The organism is Ruegeria sp. AM7, from assembly GCF_056535965.1.
On record NZ_JBQFJE010000003.1, the window covers coordinates 3209498 to 3227101 of the forward strand.

The 17604-nt window shown below is 57.0% G+C and carries 14 protein-coding genes and 1 tRNA gene; 11 read left to right on the plus strand and 4 right to left on the minus strand.

Annotated elements, in window-relative coordinates; genetic code table 11:
- The first annotated feature begins 78 nt into the window (after positions 1–78).
- The 5 genes from ACR3EG_RS19995 to ACR3EG_RS20015 all read left to right on the plus strand — a co-directional run bounded on the left by ACR3EG_RS19995 (position 79) and on the right by ACR3EG_RS20015 (position 4114).
- Positions 79–945: an AAA family ATPase gene (locus ACR3EG_RS19995; protein WP_480498461.1), complete on the plus strand. Its 867-nt coding sequence runs from the start codon at positions 79–81 to the stop codon at positions 943–945.
- Positions 945–2132 (plus strand): vWA domain-containing protein, encoded by a 1188-nt coding sequence (locus ACR3EG_RS20000; RefSeq protein WP_480498459.1) that lies wholly within the window; start codon positions 945–947, stop codon positions 2130–2132. The genes ACR3EG_RS19995 and ACR3EG_RS20000 overlap by 1 nt, the downstream gene beginning before the upstream one ends.
- A gap of 12 nt (positions 2133–2144) precedes the next feature.
- Complete coding sequence (locus ACR3EG_RS20005) at positions 2145–2921, plus strand: XdhC family protein (protein ID WP_480498457.1); 777 nt, start codon at positions 2145–2147, stop codon at positions 2919–2921.
- A gap of 97 nt (positions 2922–3018) precedes the next feature.
- Complete coding sequence (locus ACR3EG_RS20010; protein ID WP_480498455.1) at positions 3019–3471, plus strand: SRPBCC family protein; 453 nt, start codon at positions 3019–3021, stop codon at positions 3469–3471.
- 76 nt (positions 3472–3547) lie between these two features.
- Positions 3548–4114, plus strand: a complete 567-nt coding sequence (locus tag ACR3EG_RS20015; RefSeq protein WP_480498453.1) for a recombinase family protein — start codon at positions 3548–3550, stop codon at positions 4112–4114.
- 366 nt (positions 4115–4480) lie between these two features.
- Here ACR3EG_RS20015 and ACR3EG_RS20020 read toward each other — a convergent pair whose 3' ends face one another.
- Entirely contained in the window at positions 4481–4915 is a 435-nt protein-coding gene (locus ACR3EG_RS20020) for a hypothetical protein (protein WP_480498451.1), read from the minus strand.
- Positions 4916–5153: 238 nt separating this feature from the next.
- Between ACR3EG_RS20020 and ACR3EG_RS20025 the strand changes: the two genes are divergently transcribed.
- On the plus strand, positions 5154–5648 hold the full coding sequence (locus ACR3EG_RS20025; protein WP_480498449.1) for a Panacea domain-containing protein: 495 nt from the start codon (positions 5154–5156) through the stop codon (positions 5646–5648).
- A 588-nt stretch (positions 5649–6236) separates the two neighbouring features.
- Here ACR3EG_RS20025 and ACR3EG_RS20030 read toward each other — a convergent pair.
- Both ACR3EG_RS20030 and ACR3EG_RS20035 read right to left on the minus strand, forming a co-directional pair.
- Positions 6237–7640 (minus strand): DUF6538 domain-containing protein, encoded by a 1404-nt coding sequence (locus ACR3EG_RS20030; protein ID WP_480498447.1) that lies wholly within the window; start codon positions 7638–7640, stop codon positions 6237–6239.
- Between the two features lie 84 nt (positions 7641–7724).
- Positions 7725–7811: transfer RNA gene (locus ACR3EG_RS20035), tRNA-Leu, on the minus strand.
- Between the two features lie 199 nt (positions 7812–8010).
- Here ACR3EG_RS20035 and ACR3EG_RS20040 point away from each other — a divergent pair.
- Complete coding sequence (locus tag ACR3EG_RS20040) at positions 8011–8994, plus strand: complex I NDUFA9 subunit family protein (RefSeq protein ID WP_480498445.1); 984 nt, start codon at positions 8011–8013, stop codon at positions 8992–8994.
- Here ACR3EG_RS20040 and ACR3EG_RS20045 read toward each other — a convergent pair whose 3' ends face one another.
- The gene (locus ACR3EG_RS20045) at positions 8995–9798 is read right to left on the minus strand and encodes an undecaprenyl-diphosphate phosphatase (RefSeq protein ID WP_480498443.1); all 804 of its coding nucleotides are present in this window, start codon (positions 9796–9798) and stop codon (positions 8995–8997) included.
- 230 nt (positions 9799–10028) lie between these two features.
- Here ACR3EG_RS20045 and ACR3EG_RS20050 point away from each other — a divergent pair, with 230 nt between their 5' ends.
- From ACR3EG_RS20050 to ACR3EG_RS20065, 4 genes are all read left to right on the plus strand, one after another.
- Positions 10029–11462 carry an NAD(P)-dependent oxidoreductase gene (locus ACR3EG_RS20050; protein ID WP_480498441.1) on the plus strand — a complete coding sequence of 478 codons (1434 nt, stop codon included), beginning with the start codon at positions 10029–10031 and terminating at the stop codon, positions 11460–11462.
- A 22-nt stretch (positions 11463–11484) separates the two neighbouring features.
- Positions 11485–11919 (plus strand): GFA family protein, encoded by a 435-nt coding sequence (locus tag ACR3EG_RS20055; protein WP_170355552.1) that lies wholly within the window; start codon positions 11485–11487, stop codon positions 11917–11919.
- Positions 11916–16448 (plus strand): glutamate synthase large subunit, encoded by a 4533-nt coding sequence (gene gltB / locus ACR3EG_RS20060; protein WP_480498438.1) that lies wholly within the window; start codon positions 11916–11918, stop codon positions 16446–16448. The genes ACR3EG_RS20055 and gltB overlap by 4 nt, the downstream gene beginning before the upstream one ends.
- Positions 16449–16627: 179 nt before the next feature.
- Positions 16628–17578, plus strand: a complete 951-nt coding sequence (locus ACR3EG_RS20065; RefSeq protein ID WP_480498437.1) for a Hint domain-containing protein — start codon at positions 16628–16630, stop codon at positions 17576–17578.
- The last annotated feature ends 26 nt before the right edge of the window (positions 17579–17604 follow it).

Consider the following 17604-nt stretch of genomic DNA (forward strand, 5'->3'; position numbering starts at 1 on the left):
CCGACCGAACGGAGGGGGCCAGCCCCCTCCGAACCTCCCCCGAGGTATTTTTTGCCAGATGAAGAATGGATCCTGGTTTTGACTTTGAGTGATGTGCAGAACGGATTGGCCGCGCAAGGCTATGTTGCTGATGATCGGTTGGCGATGGCGCTGCATCTGGCGCAGACTTTGGGGCGGCCCTTGTTGCTGGAAGGTCCGGCCGGTGTGGGTAAGACCGAGGTGGCCAAGGCTGTGGCAGCGTCGCGTGAGGCGCGTTTAATCCGCTTGCAGTGCTATGAAGGGCTGGATGCCAGCCACGCGATTTATGAGTGGAATTATCAGCGGCAACTGTTGGCGATCCGGGCGTCAGAGGCCCAGGGAGGGGTTGGCGAGGCGCAGTTGTTTTCCGATGCGTATTTGCTGAAACGGCCTTTGTTAGAGGCTATTTCTCAGGATATTCCTCCGGTTTTGTTGATTGATGAGATTGATCGGGCGGATGAGGAATTCGAAGCTTATTTGCTGGAAATACTGTCCGACTTTCAGATCACCATCCCCGAGCTTGGGACGGTCGAAGCGACGACTCGGCCCATTGTGATCCTGACCGCCAATGGGACGCGTGATTTGTCGGATGCCTTACGTCGGCGGTGTCTTTACAGTTTCCTTGATTACCCTTCGAAAGAGGTTGAAATGGCGATCCTTCGGGCGCGGATGCCCGAGGTTGAAGGCGTGCTGGCGCGGCAGATCATTGGGGTCGTACAGGCGTTGCGCAAAGAAGATTTGGAAAAGACGCCGGGCATTGCAGAGATGTTGGACTGGGCTGCAGCCCTGTCAGGTTTGGGCGTTAACGACATGGCGCAATCGCGCGATGCCGTGCAGGCGACGCTTGTGTGTTTGTTGAAGACGGCTGCGGACTATGACGCGGCTCCGCCCGAGCTGATGGACCGGCTGATCGGCAAGGTGGCGTGATGCAGGTCACGCGGTTTCCTTCTCGGGCCGATGGCCTTGCCGACCGAATGTCCGGGTTCATCGCGCATTTGCGGTCGAACGGGCTGCGGGTTGGTCCGGGTGAGACCGCGGATGCGTTGTCTGCATTGTCTCAGATCACGGCGACGGATGCGGATCAGGCCCGCCGGGCGCTATGTGTGTTGCTGGCGAGCGACGCCGAGGATTGGCGACGTTTTGATGATCTGTTCGATGCCTATTGGTTCAACGTTGGAAAGCAGCGCGAAGGGGTCGCACAAACGAGCCACGTGAGGGTGCAATCTGCCAAACCCATGATTTGGCAGGATGCCACACATTCCGACGAACAGGGTGCGGAAAGCGCGGAGCAAGAGGGTTCTGCCGATCAGGGCGAAGGCGATGCCGAGGGGACTGATGGCAAGTTGATCGCGACACGCACAGTCAACCTGTCACGCAGGGACCTGCGCGAGTTGATGGATGACGAGGCTCTAAGGCAGGCTGAAAAGGCGGCCTTGATGTTGGCACGTGCCATTCGTGATCGGCGGTCGCGTCGCAGAAAGCAAGCGTTGCGGGGCGCTACGTTGGATATGCGGAGGATACAACGGGCAAGTCTAGCACGAGGGGGTGAGCCGATTGATTTGTATCGCCGCGCCAAGCCGCCGCGTCCGATGCGGATCGTAGCGCTGTGCGATGTCAGCGGGTCGATGACTGTTTATTCGCGAGTGTTTCTGGCCTTTCTCAAAGGTCTGATCGGTAGCGGGACCGAAGCGGATGCTTATCTGTTTCACACGCGCCTGATGCGGGTGACGGACGCCCTGCGCGATCACGACTCGATCCGTGCGGCTGGGCGGTTGTCCTTGATGGCCGAGGGGTTCGGGGGTGGCACCGACATCTCGGGTAGCTTGGAAAGCTTTCTGAACGGCTATGGCGCGCGCGCATTGAATGGGCGGACCATCGTTCTGATCCTGTCGGACGGCTATTGCAGTTCCGACCCGCAAGCGCTGGGCGCAGTTTTGGCGCGCATCCGGCGCAAGTCACGGCGCATCGTCTGGTTGAACCCGTTGAAGGGATGGAAAGACTACCAACCCATCGCAGCGGCGATGCAGGCGGCCGAACCCCATTTGGACGCGCATTTGCCTGCCAACACGCTTGAGGCGCTGGCCGCGCTTGAGCCGCAGTTTCGCAAGTTGTGAAAGGAGTCTGATATGGCAAATTTCGACATATTCGACACGATCGAAACCCTGCGCCAAACCGGTGAGCCGTTCTGCGTCGCCACGGTTCTGCGCACAGCGGATGCAACCTCGGCCAAGGCCGGGGGAAAGGCGGCTATTGCGCGCGACGGGCGGATATTGGGTCATCTGGGCGGTGCCTGTGTGCAGCGCGCGGTGCGCAGTTCAGCGATACAAGCGCTGGCCAGTGGTGCGCCGCAGATGATCCGCGTGAAACCCTCGGACAAGGTGGTCGACATGACGGACCCGGATGGCGTGCAAACCTTCAAAAGCGGCTGTCCTTCGGGCGGGACGGTGGATTTGCTGGTGGAACCGTATCAGCACGCGCCAAGACTGGTGATCTTTGGCACCTCGTTGATCGCCAGGGCGCTGGGCGAACACGGGACGCTTGCCGGGTTTCGGGTGACGAGCAGCACGCCCGAGACGGTCGAAGACTTAGATATCGAGGCGCGCGACTTTGTTGTCGTGGCCTCGCAAGGTCAAGGAGACGGCGCAGCCCTTGGGGCCGCGCTGAACACGCAAGCCGCGCGGGTGTCGATGGTGGCCAGCCATCGCAAAGCCGAAACACTCATGGAAAAGCTGATAGGACAGGGTCTGGACCCGGCCCGCGCGGCGCGTCTGAAATCCCCTGCCGGGCTGGACATTCATGCCATTGATCCGCACGAAATCGCCCTGTCAATCCTGGCCGAGATCGTGATGTGGCGGAACACGGACAAATCGACGGAGGTTTCTCAGGATGAAAAACTTGCTTAAGCGCCTATGGCCCGCACGCCCGAAACAAACACCGGAACAGGCGACGGAAACCGCCCTTTTGGTTTTTCCGAGATGTTGTTGAATAAAGGAAACGCAAATGGAACTGAGTGACGAAATCCGCATCGCCGCCCCGCGCGAGTTGGTCTACAAGGCGTTGAATACGCCTGAGATCCTGCAGGAATGTATTCCGGGCTGCGAAGAGCTGATCCAGAACTCGCCCGAGGATCTTGAGGCCAAGGTGGTTCTGAAAATCGGCCCGGTCAAAGCCAAGTTTGCCGGGCAAGTGACGCTGGACAATTCCAACGCCCCCGGCGGGTTTTCCCTGACCGGTGAAGGCAAAGGCGGTGCAGCCGGGTTCGCCAAGGGCGGTGCCGAGGTCACGCTGACCGAAGACGGGGCCGAGACAATTCTGGCCTACACCGCCAAGGTCGATGTCGGCGGCAAGATCGCCCAGCTGGGCAGCCGTCTGATTGCCGGGACAGCCAAAAAGCTGTCGGGCAAGTTCTTCACCCGATTTAGTGAGATCGTGGCTGAACAGGCTGTGTCCTGATCATTTTTTCGGGTCGGTTCCCGGACTGGCCCGAATTTTGCTTTGTGAATTTATCCCGTGCGAAAAGCTTTGATCTTTGCGCACATATGCGCGTACATCCACGCTGGATCAAACTGCGGGGCTTGAAGCCCAGCTACGGGACCTCAAGATTGAGGGCTGCGAACGCATATTTGAGGAACAGGTATCCTCAGTGGACGTAAGGGCGCGTGAAAGCCTCGAAGAAGCGTTGTCCTTTGTCCGAGAGGGGGACACCCTAGTCGTCACGAAACTCGACCGTCTGGCGCGCTCTATGGCTCATCTGATGGACGTACGACTGCGACTGGAAGCGCGAGGGGCACATCTAAAGATCATGGGCTTAAACCTCGACACTTCGACACCCACAGGAAAGCTGATGATTAACCTGCTGGGCAGTGTTGCTGAGTTCGAGAGGGAGATCATGCTCGAACGTCAACGCGAAGGGATTGCCAAAGCCAAAGCGGCAGGGAAGTACAAAGGCCGTAAGCCCACAGCACAAGCCAAGGCTGACGAGGTCAGGGACCTAAAGGCGAAAGGTGTCAGGCCCACTGACATTGCAAGACAACTCAACATTGGTCGGGCATCCGTGTACCGGGTTTTGTCCGTCTTCAAAGACACAGCCGTGTAGTGCCCTGCTTGTGTCTGCAATCGCTAGGTGGACCGGGCACCCCGTACCTACGGTAGTCCTTCTGTGTAATTGCGCCTAAGCATGGTCGCAGGTGACTCGTACAGCGATGCAACAAGTTTTGGTAGGGTCACCTACCGGGGTGGGCTTTACGCCTCTCTACGGTCACAGGGTAAGGGAATGTGTAGGCATATTGAGATTATTTGTGTGTACCGCTGGCACTCCTCCACGTGCGTACTATGATGGGTGAAGTCGAGCTCAGTTGGGCGACCAAGTCCCAGAAGCCGCTCCCAAAACCATCTTGCTGCCTTCGATGCGAGGAATACACGCAGGGTTTTAGGCGCAAGTCAAATTGTGTCTGCCCTGCACCTATTGCCTACTTAAGGTGTACATAATATTGGAAACTTCAGTTTTGTAGTTGAACTGACAGTTCGGGCAAATGCACTCCTGCACTCTACCAGCGTATGAAATCTGAAAAAACTTCCCGAAGTTTTGCTCACAGGCTGGGCAAAATGGATTTCCGAATGGGTTTCCATTTTCGTCCGCTCTGAATTTGAAACCCTCGACCTCAACTAAGGTCGCTTTGAATTCCATGGATTGTCGCAGGTCGGCTATTTCGCTGTCTTTTTGCTGCATCTCAGCTTTTGCGTCGGTTAAAGCCATTTTGACCTCGGCCAAGTTCGAATACAGCTCGGCCATGTTGGATTTAAGTTCCGCTTTATCCAGGTCACGATCCACGTCTTTCAAGGTTTTCACGGCCTTCAGCGTTTCGTTGGCGATCGTGATCGCAGCCAGAATATCCATTCGTCTACCTTCCCTCGGTTGCAACCATGCTCGAATGCTCGCAACATCCCGTTTTGCAACCGTAAGCACAAGCCCAGCGCGAAGTTCTGGTGAGCTTAGTGAGTGCGTCAATGCGAGGATTCGAAGCTGATACTCGTGTAAAAATGTCGCCAAAAATTTATCTGAAAATTAACCTTGCCATGAGAGGATTCACATTTGCCGCATTGCCTGTTATGATTCGCAGCATTAGGTGAGGCCCATGAAAGTTTATTCCGCAGACCAGATCGCTGAGTTTATGTTGGCGAAGTCAGACCCAGATGTTGGAGACGTAATCTCCAATCTAAAACTTCAGAAGTTGGTCTATTACGCTGCTGGCGTAATGGCGGCCGTCCGCGCGGACAACCGTTTCCCTCTGTTCGCGGACAAAATTAAGGCTTGGCAACACGGTCCAGTTATCCCAAGTCAATACCACCGATATAGCAGCTACGGAAGTTCTGCGATACCTTCTCCTGAGAATTTCGATTTTTCAGTTTTCGATAGGCACGATCTGGAAATTCTGGATGATGTCTATGAGTTTTACGGTCAATACTCGGCTTGGAAGCTGCGCAACATGACCCATGAAGAAGATCCGTGGCTGAGCTCTGTTGAATCGGATGACAATACCATTAGCAACAAGCAGTTAGCGGCATATTTTACAGACGAAATTGACGAGTCTTATATTGCGGACTACCAAAAGAAAGCGCGACAACACTAAGCCGTTTACTGGTAAAACGGGTGTTTCGCAAAGCAAAGATACCAATGCACTACCACCAATTTTTTCGTTCGAAAAAATGGTGCCCGGCAATGGATACAGCATTGATTGCTGCGAGAATGATGACCTCGTAGCCTTGGCCAAGAGGCTGTTTCTCCTAAGCAAAACAACTTGGAGAGACATAAATGGCAGCCCTCGCCATGGCATTGGAACCGAAAAGATTGCACGGAATTCCATAAACCCAGCAATACCAGCTTCAGTGACCCCTGACGTCACTCTGCTTGCATTGCGGTTTAACGGCAAAAAGCCAATGGTCGGTTATCGAGATGGACGAACTTTTTTCGTCTTGTTCCTGGACAAGGATTTCAGTTGCTACGACCACTAGGCATTGGTCGTGATTTGGATTTGGTGTGTCTAGGCGTGTTGCGTGAGGACTCGTACAGGGGCGTAACAAGTTTTGGTAGGGTCACCTACGGGGATGAGCTTTGCGCCTCTCTAAGGTCACAGGGCCGGTGCCAAAAAACGACCTGAGCGTCCACCTCCTATTCCGAAGGGGGTATGGGGGAAGCAGCCCGTCGCTGGTGGTGCTATTTACCTCGACAGATTACAGATCAGTTTTTTGGCCCCAAACCCTTGCGTATTCATGAGGTCTATTATTCCGCTTTCCGTGCAGCCCCGGAGCAATGCTTCGTGCAACAGGTCTAACATATCGTCTCCACCATAAATTCCAGCTGATCCGGGGGCACGATGCCCATGAACGCGGTCAACCAAATTCCTAGGTGCGACCCGGTCAAGCCAGTCTTTGTGGGAGTGGCGGAGAGAATAGGGTACTTTCTTCAGTTCTACCCACACGCCAGCCTGAGCCATTGCTTTACGCATAAGCGTCGAAGCGGCGTCTGGTCCGTTAGGCGGCGCATAGCGTCGGAACAAGGGATGGTCCTTCGACCCCTCGGTATCCGCCAACCTCTCTTCGAGGACGCGAAGAGCGGGACCAACAATCGGTACTTTTCGTTCAGATACTTCGCCCTTGACGCGCCACAACGAGTTGAACCGTATGTGGATGTGGGGGACTTTTTTGTCCAAGACCACATCCTGTCTTTCTAGGCTGAGGATTTCTCCCTGACGAGCGCCTGTAAGTGCCAGTACACACCAAAGGTCTTGTATGTCCTTGTTCTTCGACAGGATGTATTCGTTACACCGTTTGATCTCATCCAATGAAAGCGGCAACCTGCTATCCTTGGCGTTGGGTTCTGATGCCAGTTTTGGGACTTCGAGGGTATTGAATGGGTTCGTATACCCGTCAATCTCGAACCGGCGTAACCCATAGTTCAGTATCGCTTTGATTGTCCCGACGCGTCGCTTGACCGTTCCATGGCTCAGACCATTACCACGCAGGGTGTTTCTGAACTCATAAGCGGCTTCTATGCCAATGTTTCGGACCACGGGGTTCTCCTCACCCATGACTTCGGCGATCAGGGATGCCACCAGTGACGTCTGGTTTGTGAGGTTCTTTTTGTTGTATTGGTTCCGCCTGTCCTCGAGGTAGGCATCGACAACTTGCCGAATACGGACGTCGGGACGCTTCACCCCAAAGTACTTCGCTTCGACAATTTGATCGAATTCTGCATTGGATCGTGCGCCAAGCGCGGCCTTTGTGAAGTCGTCAAATGATTTCAGGTCGTCGTTGAACCGGACCGGTTCGAGAGCCTTGGGCCGTCCTTGCGTCAACCCGTGTTTCCTAAGAACCGCTATTTGCGCTTCATAGTCCTTCATTTCGGGGTCAATCAATCTGGCGGCGGCAATCTCGTTCTCTACCGCCTCATGGACGTCGCAATAACGCCGTGCGGCATCCTGCTTGTCCTTGGTTTTCAGCGAAACAGAGAACTCTCGTTTCCCAAGTGCTGGCTCCAGACCTTTGGGTACACGACGCCGGTACTTGTATCGCCCGGACTTGGGATCAGTTGTCAGGTGGTCCATTTCAATGACGACTCGCATAGTCACTCCACTTCGCCGGTGTGTAGCGTTCGTGTAGTGAAAGTTATACCAACCCGTTGAAGTAATTGTTTTTATAGGGATTGATGGTGCCCAGGAGAGGACTCGAACCTCCACGTCCATACGGACACTAGCACCTGAAGCTAGCGCGTCTACCAATTCCGCCACCTGGGCAGGTGTCGTGGAGGGGCGTTTAAGCCCACTGGAGAGGAGGGTCAACCGGATTCGGGAAGTTTTTTGAAAGTTTTTTGACCCCATCCAAAACGCACCCGAAAAAGGCAGGGTTTTTCCCCTGCGCGCGGCGTTATTGCGCCTTGTTCCGCGCCTCTTTGGGCGGTAGATCGGATCAGGAGCCAAAAGCAGGAGCCCTTCTATGTCAAAACTGGTCACGATTTATGGCGGATCCGGATTTGTCGGCAGGTACGTCGCGCGACGTATGGCGAACGAAGGGTGGCGTGTTCGGGTCGCTGTCAGGCGCCCGAATGAAGCGATGTTCGTCAAACCTTACGGCGTGGTCGGACAGGTTGAACCCATCCTGTGCAACATTCGCGACGATGCGTCGGTTGCGGCGGCGATGCAGGGCGCGGATGCGGTGGTGAACTGCGTGGGTGTGCTGAACGAGTTGGGCAAGAACGCGTTTGACGCCGTACAGGCCGACGGGGCCGAACGGATCGCGCGGATCGCAGCTGAACAAGGGATCAAGCGGATGGTCCATATTTCTGCCATTGGTGCAGACGCGGATTCGGACAGTGAGTATTCGCAAACCAAGGCACAGGGTGAGGCCGGAGTGCTTGCTCATATGCCCAATGCCGTGATCCTGCGCCCCTCGGTTATTTTCGGGACCGAGGATCAATTCTTCAACCGCTTTGCCGGGATGACCCGGATGGGGCCGTTTCTGCCGCTGGTCGGGGCCGAAACGAAGTTTCAGCCTGTCTATGTCGATGATGTGGCTAAAGCTGCTGTTCAGGGCGTTCTGGGGCAGGCAGCGGCCGGCACGTATGAACTGGGCGGCCCTGAGGTCAAGACATTCCGTGCGCTCATGCAGCAGATGCTTGACGTGATCCACCGCCGTCGCGTGATTATCGGGATGCCGTTTTTTGCCGCACGGATCATGGCCGGGGTTCTGGACATCGTTAAATACGTCAGTTTCCAACTGTTCCCGAATAGCATTCTGACGCGGGATCAGCTGAAAAACCTGCGCCGCGACAACGTCGTGTCGGATGGGGCGAAAAGCTTTGCCGATCTTGGGATCGAGCCGGCCACGCTGGAGTCGGTTCTGCCGGATTATCTTTGGAAGTTCCGCCCCTCGGGTCAGTATGACGAGATTCAAAGATCCGCTGACAACCTGCGGACCTGATCAACTGTAGGCAATGGCCAGCAGAACTATGCCCAGAACAACGCGATAAATTACGTATGGCGTAAAGCTGACGCTGCGCAGCAGGCGCATCATGAAGGACAGCGCCAGAAGGGCCGCAACAAAGGCAAAAAGCGCGGCGATTGCTCCGTCAATAGCCAGTTGAGCGTCGGCTTCTTTGATCACATCGACTGAAAGCAATATGCCCGACGCCAAGATAGTCGGGATCGACATCAACATCGCGATCCGCGCGCCGTCTTCTCGGGTGTACCCCAAGTGCCGGGCGCCTGTAATCGTGATTCCGGACCGGGATGTGCCGGGGATCAGGGCCAGCATTTGCCACAAACCCATAATGGCCGCATCTTTCAGACCCCAGTCATTTGCCTTTTTTCTTTGCTGTCCTTTCTGGTCCATCCAATAGAGCAGCAGACCAAATCCCAACATGGTCCATCCAATCACCGCCATCGAGCGCAAAGACTGGCTGAGCCCGGTTTGATAAAGAATGGCCCCAACGATAACCGTCGGAATTGTCGCAATAATCAGACCAAGCGCAAGCCGCGCCTGTGGCGTGTCTGTTTGACCCCGCAGCGCGTCTGGCAAACCTGCTGCGGCTGATTTGACGTCAGACCAAAAATAAAGAACCACCGCGCCTAGGGTGCCCACATGAACCGCCACATCAATGGCAAGGCCTTGATCCGCCAGACCGGTCAGGTTGGGCAGCAGAATCAGGTGCCCGGATGACGAAATCGGCAGAAATTCGGTGATACCCTGAATGATCGCCGCAAGAATCAGTTGAAATAGACTCATTAACCTGCCCGTGCCATCGTCACGTGTTCTTTGCGATCCATGGGTATAAGCGTGATGAAGAAAAGGAAAGAACGCATATAGGTCCGATTCGGATCTAAATTTCTGCTTTTTTCATGTGGCCCTAGGATTTTTGATCGCAAATTCACTAATTAGGTCAGCATAATTGACTTTTCATCCGATCTTGCATCACTTAAAGAAGCTCGACCAAGCCAATTCATGGAGTCCGACCCGTGGCCAAGCAACCGATGCTGAAATTTGTGCAAGTCGATCGCGCCATGCCTGAAAAGCGTGCCGCTGACACGCGCAAGGAAGACTTTGACGAGATCTATGCCGAATACGCCTCGGCCAAAGCACAAGAACAAGCCAGCCGCTGCAGCCAATGTGGTGTGCCCTATTGTCAGTCGCACTGCCCGCTGCACAACAATATCCCTGACTGGTTGCATCTGACCGCAACGGGTCGCTTGGAAGAGGCCTATCAGACCAGCCAGGCGACCAATACGTTCCCCGAGATCTGTGGCCGCATCTGTCCGCAAGATCGCCTGTGCGAAGGCAATTGCGTGATTGAACAGTCCGGTCACGGGACAGTAACCATCGGCACAATCGAGAAATACATCACCGATACCGCGTGGGACAAAGGCTGGGTCAAACCCACCACCCCCACAGCCGAGCGCAGCGAAAGCGTTGGTATCATCGGTGCGGGCCCTGGTGGACTGGCGGCGGCGGATATGCTGCGCCGCGCGGGTATTCAGGTGACAGTCTATGACCGCTATGATCGCGCGGGTGGCCTGTTGATGTACGGTATTCCGGGCTTCAAACTGGAAAAGGACATCGTGCAGCGTCGCAACGAATTGCTGGCCGATGGCGGCGTGACATTCGAGTTGAATTGCGACGTCGACGCCGCGAAATTCGAAGACATTCGTGGCAAGCATGACGCGGTTATCATTGCCACTGGCGTTTACAAGTCACGCGATCTGTCCATGCCGGGCAGCGGTCTGGCCGGGATCGAGAAGGCGATTGACTTCCTGACCGCCTCGAACCGCAAAAGCTTTGGCGATGCGGTCGAAGACTTTGACAATGGCCGCTTGAACGCCTCTGGTAAAAAGGTCGTCGTGATCGGTGGCGGGGATACTGCGATGGATTGCGTGCGCACCTCGATCCGTCAGGGTGCGACCTCGGTCAAATGCCTGTACCGTCGCGACCGCGCGAATATGCCCGGCTCGCAGCGCGAGACTCAGAACGCCGAAGAAGAAGGCGTGGTGTTTGAATGGCTCAGCGCGCCCAAGGGCTTCACCGGCGACGACAAGGTGCAGGGTGTGATGGTGCAGAAGATGCGTTTGGGCCAGCCCGACGCGACAGGCCGTCAGGCACCTGAGGTGATTGAAGGCGCGGATTATGTCGAAGACGCCGATCTGGTGATCAAGGCGCTGGGGTTTGAGCCCGAAGACCTGCCCACTCTGTTCGGCCAGCCCGACCTTCCCGTGACACGTTGGGGCACCGTCAAGGCCGCCTTCCAGACCGGCGAAACCGAGATGGACGGTGTCTACGCCATCGGTGACATCGTGCGCGGGGCCTCTCTGGTCGTTTGGGCGATCCGCGACGGGCGCGATTGTGCCGATGCGATCATCGACCGTTTCAACGCCAAGGCTGCGGTCGCAGCCGAATAACCCAGCAATCAGGAGCGTCGGAATGCCCGAGTTGCAAGGCCAATGCATGTGTGGCGCGGTCACCGTGACCGCAACGCCCGCGCGCGATGCGCTGGGCGCGTGCCATTGCGACCAGTGCCGCCGCTGGACCAGCTCAATGCTTGTGACGTTTGAGGCCGAAGAGGGCTATGCCGCGTTAGGCCCCGTGAAAACCTTCACCTCGTCCGATTGGGCCGAGCGCGCCTTCTGCGCTGACTGCGGCTCGGCGCTGTGGTACCGGATCACGCTTCCAGGTGAAATGCACGGACACACGCAAATCGCGGCAGGCCTGTTTCAGGATACAGGCCACACGCTGAAACTTGAACTTTACTTCGACAAAAAGCCCGAAGGATACGCGTTCGCAGGTGAACGCAAGCAAATGACCAAAGCCGAGGTTGAGGCCATGTATGCCTCCTCGGAAGAAGGAGACAGCCAATGACCAAATACGATGCCGATTGGGTGCGCGCCGAAGAAGCCAAACGTCAGTGGATGGCCGAAAACGGTCTCTATTCCGAGGAAGAAGAGCATTCTTCCTGCGGTGTGGGCCTTGTTGTGTCTGTTGACGGCAAGCCGTCGCGCAAGGTGGTAGATGCCGGGATTGATGCGCTCAAGGCGATCTGGCACCGGGGCGCTGTGGATGCCGATGGCAAAACCGGCGACGGCGCGGGTATCCACGTGCAGATTCCGGTCCCCTTCTTTTACGATCAGATCCGCCGCACCGGTCACGAACCCAATCTGGACGAGCTGATCGCCGTTGGTCAGGTCTTTTTGCCCCGCACCGATTTCGGTGCGCAGGAAAGCTGCCGGACCATCGTGGAAACCGAAGTGCTGCGCATGGGTTACTACATCTATGGCTGGCGCCACGTGCCGGTCGATGTGACCTGTCTGGGCGAAAAGGCCAACGCGACCCGCCCCGAGATTGAGCAGATCCTGATCTCGAACTCCAAAGGCGTGGACGAAGAAACCTTTGAGCGTGAGCTGTATGTAATCCGGCGCCGTATCGAGAAGGCTGCGGCCGCCGCAGGGATTTCGGGGATGTATCTGGCGTCGCTGTCGTGCCGCTCGATCATCTACAAGGGCATGATGCTGGCCGAACAGGTCGCTGTCTTCTACCCCGACCTGATGGATGAGCGGTTCGAGTCGGCCTTTGCGATCTATCACCAGCGCTATTCGACCAACACCTTCCCGCAATGGTGGCTGGCGCAGCCCTTCCGCATGTTGGCCCATAACGGCGAGATCAACACGCTGAAAGGCAATGTCAACTGGATGAAAAGCCATGAGATCCGCATGGCATCCTCGACCTTTGGGGACTACGCCGAGGACATCAAACCGATCATCGCGGGCGGATCGTCGGATTCCGCTGCATTAGACTCGGTTTTCGAGGTTCTGGTACGTGCAGGCCGGTCAGCCCCCATGGCGAAAACCATGCTGGTGCCGGAAAGCTGGTCCAAACAGGCGGTTGAGCTGCCGCAGGCGTGGCGCGACATGTATTCCTACTGCAACTCGGTGATGGAGCCATGGGACGGCCCAGCCGCCCTGGCCATGACCGATGGTCGCTGGGTCTGCGCCGGGCTCGACCGGAATGGCCTGCGTCCGATGCGCTATGTGGTGACGGGCGATGGTCTGGTCATCGCGGGTTCCGAGGCTGGGATGGTGCCGATTGATGAGGCTTCGGTGACGGAAAAAGGCGCGCTGGGTCCGGGTCAGATGCTGGCCGTGGATATGAAGCGTGGCAAGCTGTACCGCGACACGCAGATCAAGGATAAACTGGCCCGTGCTCTGCCGTTTGGTGAGTGGGTTGGCAAGATCAACGACTTGAATGAAAGCCTGTCGGGCGTAACCGAGACCGCGAAGTTCAGCGGAGAGGAACTGCGCAAGCGCCAGATCGCGGCCGGTTATTCCGTTGAAGAGCTGGAGCAAATCCTTGCCCCCATGGCCGAAGATGGCAAGGAATCCCTGGCCTCGATGGGCGACGACACCCCGTCGGCGGTTCTGTCCAAGCAATACCGCCCGCTCAGCCATTTCTTCCGTCAGAACTTTAGCCAGGTGACCAACCCCCCGATCGACAGCCTGCGCGAATACCGCGTCATGTCGCTGAAAACCCGGTTCGGCAACCTGAAAAACGTGCTGGACGAAGACAGCAGCCAGACCGAGATCATCACGCTGGACAGCCCCTTTGTCGGCAACGCCCAGTGGGACAAGTTGGTTGAAAATCTCGGTTCTCCCCTGGCGGAAATTGATTGTAGCTTTGAACCCGGCCGAGGTGCGCTAAGCGCAGCATTGGCCCGTGTTAGAGCCGAAGCAGAAGAGGCCGTGCGCTCGGGCGCGGGGCATCTGGTGTTGTCCGATATGAACTCGGGCGAGGGCCGCGTGGCGATGCCGATGATTTTGGCGACCAGCGCTGTTCATTCGCATCTGACCCGTCAGGGACTGCGGACCTTCTGTTCGCTGAACGTGCGTTCGGCGGAATGTGTTGATCCGCACTATTTTGCGGTTCTGATCGGCTGTGGCGCGACTGTCGTAAACGCTTATCTGGCCGAGGATTCGCTGGCCGACCGTATTGATCGCGGGTTGCTGGATGGTACGCTGACCGAAAACGTCGCGCGCTACCGCGAGGCGATTGATCAGGGCCTGCTGAAAATTATGGCCAAGATGGGGATTTCGGTGATCTCGTCCTATCGCGGCGGCCTGAACTTTGAGGCCGTGGGTCTCAGCCGCGCCATGGTCGCCGAGTTTTTCCCGGGCATGACCAGCCGGATTTCCGGTATCGGCGTGACGGGCATTCAGGCCAAAGCCGAAGAAATCCACGCCAAAGGTTGGGACAGCGGTCTGGACGTGCTGCCCATCGGGGGTTTCTACAAATCGCGCAAATCGGGTGAGACCCACGCGTGGGAAGCGACCTCGATGCACATGATGCAGATGGCGTGTAACCGGGCGTCTTACGAGCTGTGGAAGCAGTATTCGGCCAAGATGCAGTCGAACCCGCCGATCCACCTGCGCGATCTGATGGATTTCAAACCGCTGGGCAAACCGGTGCCGATTGAAGAGGTCGAATCGATCACCTCGATCCGCAAACGCTTTGTCACGCCGGGCATGTCGCTGGGTGCGCTGTCGCCCGAAGCGCATAAGACGCTGAACGTGGCGATGAACCGAATCGGAGCCAAGTCTGACTCTGGTGAAGGCGGCGAAGATCCGGCGCATTTCGTCCCGGAACCCAATGGCGACAACCCATCGGCCAAGATCAAACAGGTGGCTTCGGGCCGGTTTGGCGTGACTGCCGAGTACCTGAACCAGTGCGAAGAGCTTGAGATCAAGGTCGCCCAAGGTGCGAAACCCGGTGAGGGTGGTCAGCTGCCGGGTATGAAAGTGACCGATCTGATCGCGCGCCTGCGTCACTCGACCAAGGGCGTGACGCTGATTTCACCGCCGCCGCACCACGACATCTACTCGATCGAGGATCTGGCGCAGCTGATCTATGACCTGAAGCAGATCAACCCGCGCTGCAAGGTGACCGTGAAGCTGGTGGCGTCCTCGGGCGTGGGCACGATTGCAGCCGGTGTGGCCAAGGCAAAAGCGGATATCATCCTTATTTCGGGCCACAACGGTGGCACGGGTGCGTCGCCTGCGACGTCGATCAAATACGCCGGTCTGCCGTGGGAGATGGGCCTGACCGAGGCGCATCAGGTTCTGGCGATGAACAATCTGCGGGATCGTGTGACCTTGCGCACCGATGGTGGATTGCGCACCGGGCGCGATATCGTGATGGCCGCGATGATGGGGGCCGAGGAATACGGCATCGGCACCGCTGCCCTGATCGCGATGGGCTGTATCATGGTACGTCAGTGCCAGTCGAACACCTGCCCGGTTGGTGTGTGTACGCAGGACGAATCCCTGCGCGCCAAATTCACCGGCAATGCCGACAAGGTCGTCAACCTGATCACCTTCTATGCGCAGGAAGTGCGCGAGCTGCTGGCCAGCCTCGGTGCGCGCTCGATTGATGAGATCATCGGCCGGGCCGATCTGCTGGCGCAGGTCAGCCGGGGTTCGGCGCATCTGGACGATCTGGACCTCAACCCGCTGCTGATCACGGTCGATGGCGCGCAGGACATCGTCTATAACCGCGACAAGGACCGCAACGTGGTGCCGGATACGCTGGATGCCGAGATCGTGCGCGACGCGGCGCGGTTCCTGAAGGATGGCGAAAAGATGCAGCTGTCTTACGCGGTGCAAAACACGCACCGGACCGTGGGCACCCGCGTCTCCAGCCATATCGTGCAGAATTTCGGTATGCGGAACACGTTCCAGGACGACCATCTGCATGTGAAACTGCAAGGATCAGCCGGTCAGTCGCTGGGGGCGTTTGCCGCTCCGGGGCTCAAGCTGGAAGTGTCGGGTGATGCCAATGACTATGTCGGCAAGGGCCTGTCGGGCGGCATGATCGTCGTGCGCCCGCCGCAGGTCAGCCCTCTGAAGGCGGATGACAACACGATCATCGGCAACACTGTTCTGTACGGGGCCACCGATGGCCATCTGTTCGCAGCAGGCCGCGCAGGCGAACGGTTCGCGGTTCGGAACTCGGGTGCCAAAGTGGTGATCGAGGGCTGCGGCTCGAACGGGTGCGAATACATGACCGGCGGTGTGGCCGTGATTCTGGGCGACATTGGTGCCAACTTTGGCGCAGGCATGACCGGCGGCATGGCGTACCTGTACGATCCGGAAGGCAAGGCGCAGGCGCTGATGAACATGGAAACACTGGTGACCTGCCCGGTGACGGTGGATCACTGGATGGATCAGATGAAAACGCTGATTGAACGCCATGCTTTGGAAACCAACAGTCGCAAAGCTGCAGATATCCTGCAGCATTGGGATGTGGAAAAGGCAAACTTCCTTCAGGTCTGCCCAAAGGAGATGCTGAACAAGCTCAGCCATCCTCTGACCAACGAAGTTGAAGCAGTTCCGGCGGAATAAGACCCCGTCCGATCGTTAATCGAGAAACCCGCGTGTCTCCTGAAACACGCGGGTTTTTCTATTTTTTGGCATTTTTGACGGTTTTCTTGCGTTTTTAATCGTTTCACGCCTAGCTAACGAAAACGTTATCTCGGCGCTCTGGTCGCCAGCCCATTTAACGCGTCGCAGGGAGCAGGCATATGCCAACAACCTACACAGATCAGTTTTTTGTCATCGACCCGGCCAATCCCGGAGCGAACGGTACGACACCTGGCTCGACCCTAACGGTTCAGAAATTCGACATCGTCGACCAGAACGACAACGGCCTGATCAACCGGCTGAACAACGACTCGGTCGACGGATCAGACATCACGGCGTCCTATTTCAATGACATGGTGACCATTGAATTGGATGACGGCACTCAGATCACCTACACGGGTGTGACCTTCTATCTTGCCGATGGGCGCGAGGTGTTCACACCCACCGACGGACAAGTTTTGGAAAGCGGGACGTTCGTCAGCTCATCTGTGACTGATTTCAGCGACACCGGAGGTTCATTTGGTTCGGTCGATATCGGAGCCGGCGATCTGGGCCCACCGTGTTTCACGCCCGGCACAATGATCGAGACGGCATCCGGCCCTCGCCGGGTCGAGGACTTGCGTCCCGGTGACCTGGTTCTGACCTCTGACAACGGGGCGCAGCCTTTGCTTTGGGTCGGCAGAACAACGGTGGCAGCCGAGGGAAAACTTGCCCCGGTACGATTTGAGGCCGGTGTTTTGGGGACGAACAAACCGCTGATCGTCTCTCCGCAACACCGTATTCTGATCGAGGACTGGCGCGCGCCCTATCTATTTGGGCATTCCGAAGTTCTGATTGCGGCGCATTGTCTTGTGAACGGCAAAACGGTCACGCGCGTCGAAGGGGGCGAGGTCGAATATCTGCATCTGCTGTTTTCACGACATGAGATCGTGACGGCAAATGGCGCAAAAAGCGAAAGTTTTTATCCGGGTCATGCCGTGTCAATGGCCGACAGCCAAACGCAGGCCGAGATCTTGACCTTGTTTCCCGAGCTTGGTCGCGAAAACCCCGTTTTGCCGGACACCGCCCGTCCGGTAGTGCGCCCGCGCGAAGCCCGCGTAATCGCGATTTAACCCGTTCCCTACCCGTCTTCGGCGTC

Excerpts from the sequence above, each read along its gene's own strand:
- ACR3EG_RS20000 (WP_480498459.1), top strand. The coding sequence starts at position 945 with ATGCAGGTCACGCGGTTTCCTTCTCGGGCCGATGGCCTTGCCGACCGA.
- ACR3EG_RS20005 (WP_480498457.1), top strand. The coding sequence starts at position 2,145 with ATGGCAAATTTCGACATATTCGACACGATCGAAACCCTGCGCCAAACC.
- ACR3EG_RS20010 (WP_480498455.1), top strand. The coding sequence starts at position 3,019 with ATGGAACTGAGTGACGAAATCCGCATCGCCGCCCCGCGCGAGTTGGTC.
- ACR3EG_RS20020 (WP_480498451.1), bottom strand. The coding sequence starts at position 4,915 with ATGGATATTCTGGCTGCGATCACGATCGCCAACGAAACGCTGAAGGCC.
- ACR3EG_RS20025 (WP_480498449.1), top strand. The coding sequence starts at position 5,154 with ATGAAAGTTTATTCCGCAGACCAGATCGCTGAGTTTATGTTGGCGAAG.
- ACR3EG_RS20030 (WP_480498447.1), bottom strand. The coding sequence starts at position 7,640 with ATGCGAGTCGTCATTGAAATGGACCACCTGACAACTGATCCCAAGTCC.
- ACR3EG_RS20040 (WP_480498445.1), top strand. The coding sequence starts at position 8,011 with ATGTCAAAACTGGTCACGATTTATGGCGGATCCGGATTTGTCGGCAGG.
- ACR3EG_RS20045 (WP_480498443.1), bottom strand. The coding sequence starts at position 9,798 with ATGAGTCTATTTCAACTGATTCTTGCGGCGATCATTCAGGGTATCACC.
- ACR3EG_RS20055 (WP_170355552.1), top strand. The coding sequence starts at position 11,485 with ATGCCCGAGTTGCAAGGCCAATGCATGTGTGGCGCGGTCACCGTGACC.
- gltB (WP_480498438.1), top strand. The coding sequence starts at position 11,916 with ATGACCAAATACGATGCCGATTGGGTGCGCGCCGAAGAAGCCAAACGT.
- ACR3EG_RS20065 (WP_480498437.1), top strand. The coding sequence starts at position 16,628 with ATGCCAACAACCTACACAGATCAGTTTTTTGTCATCGACCCGGCCAAT.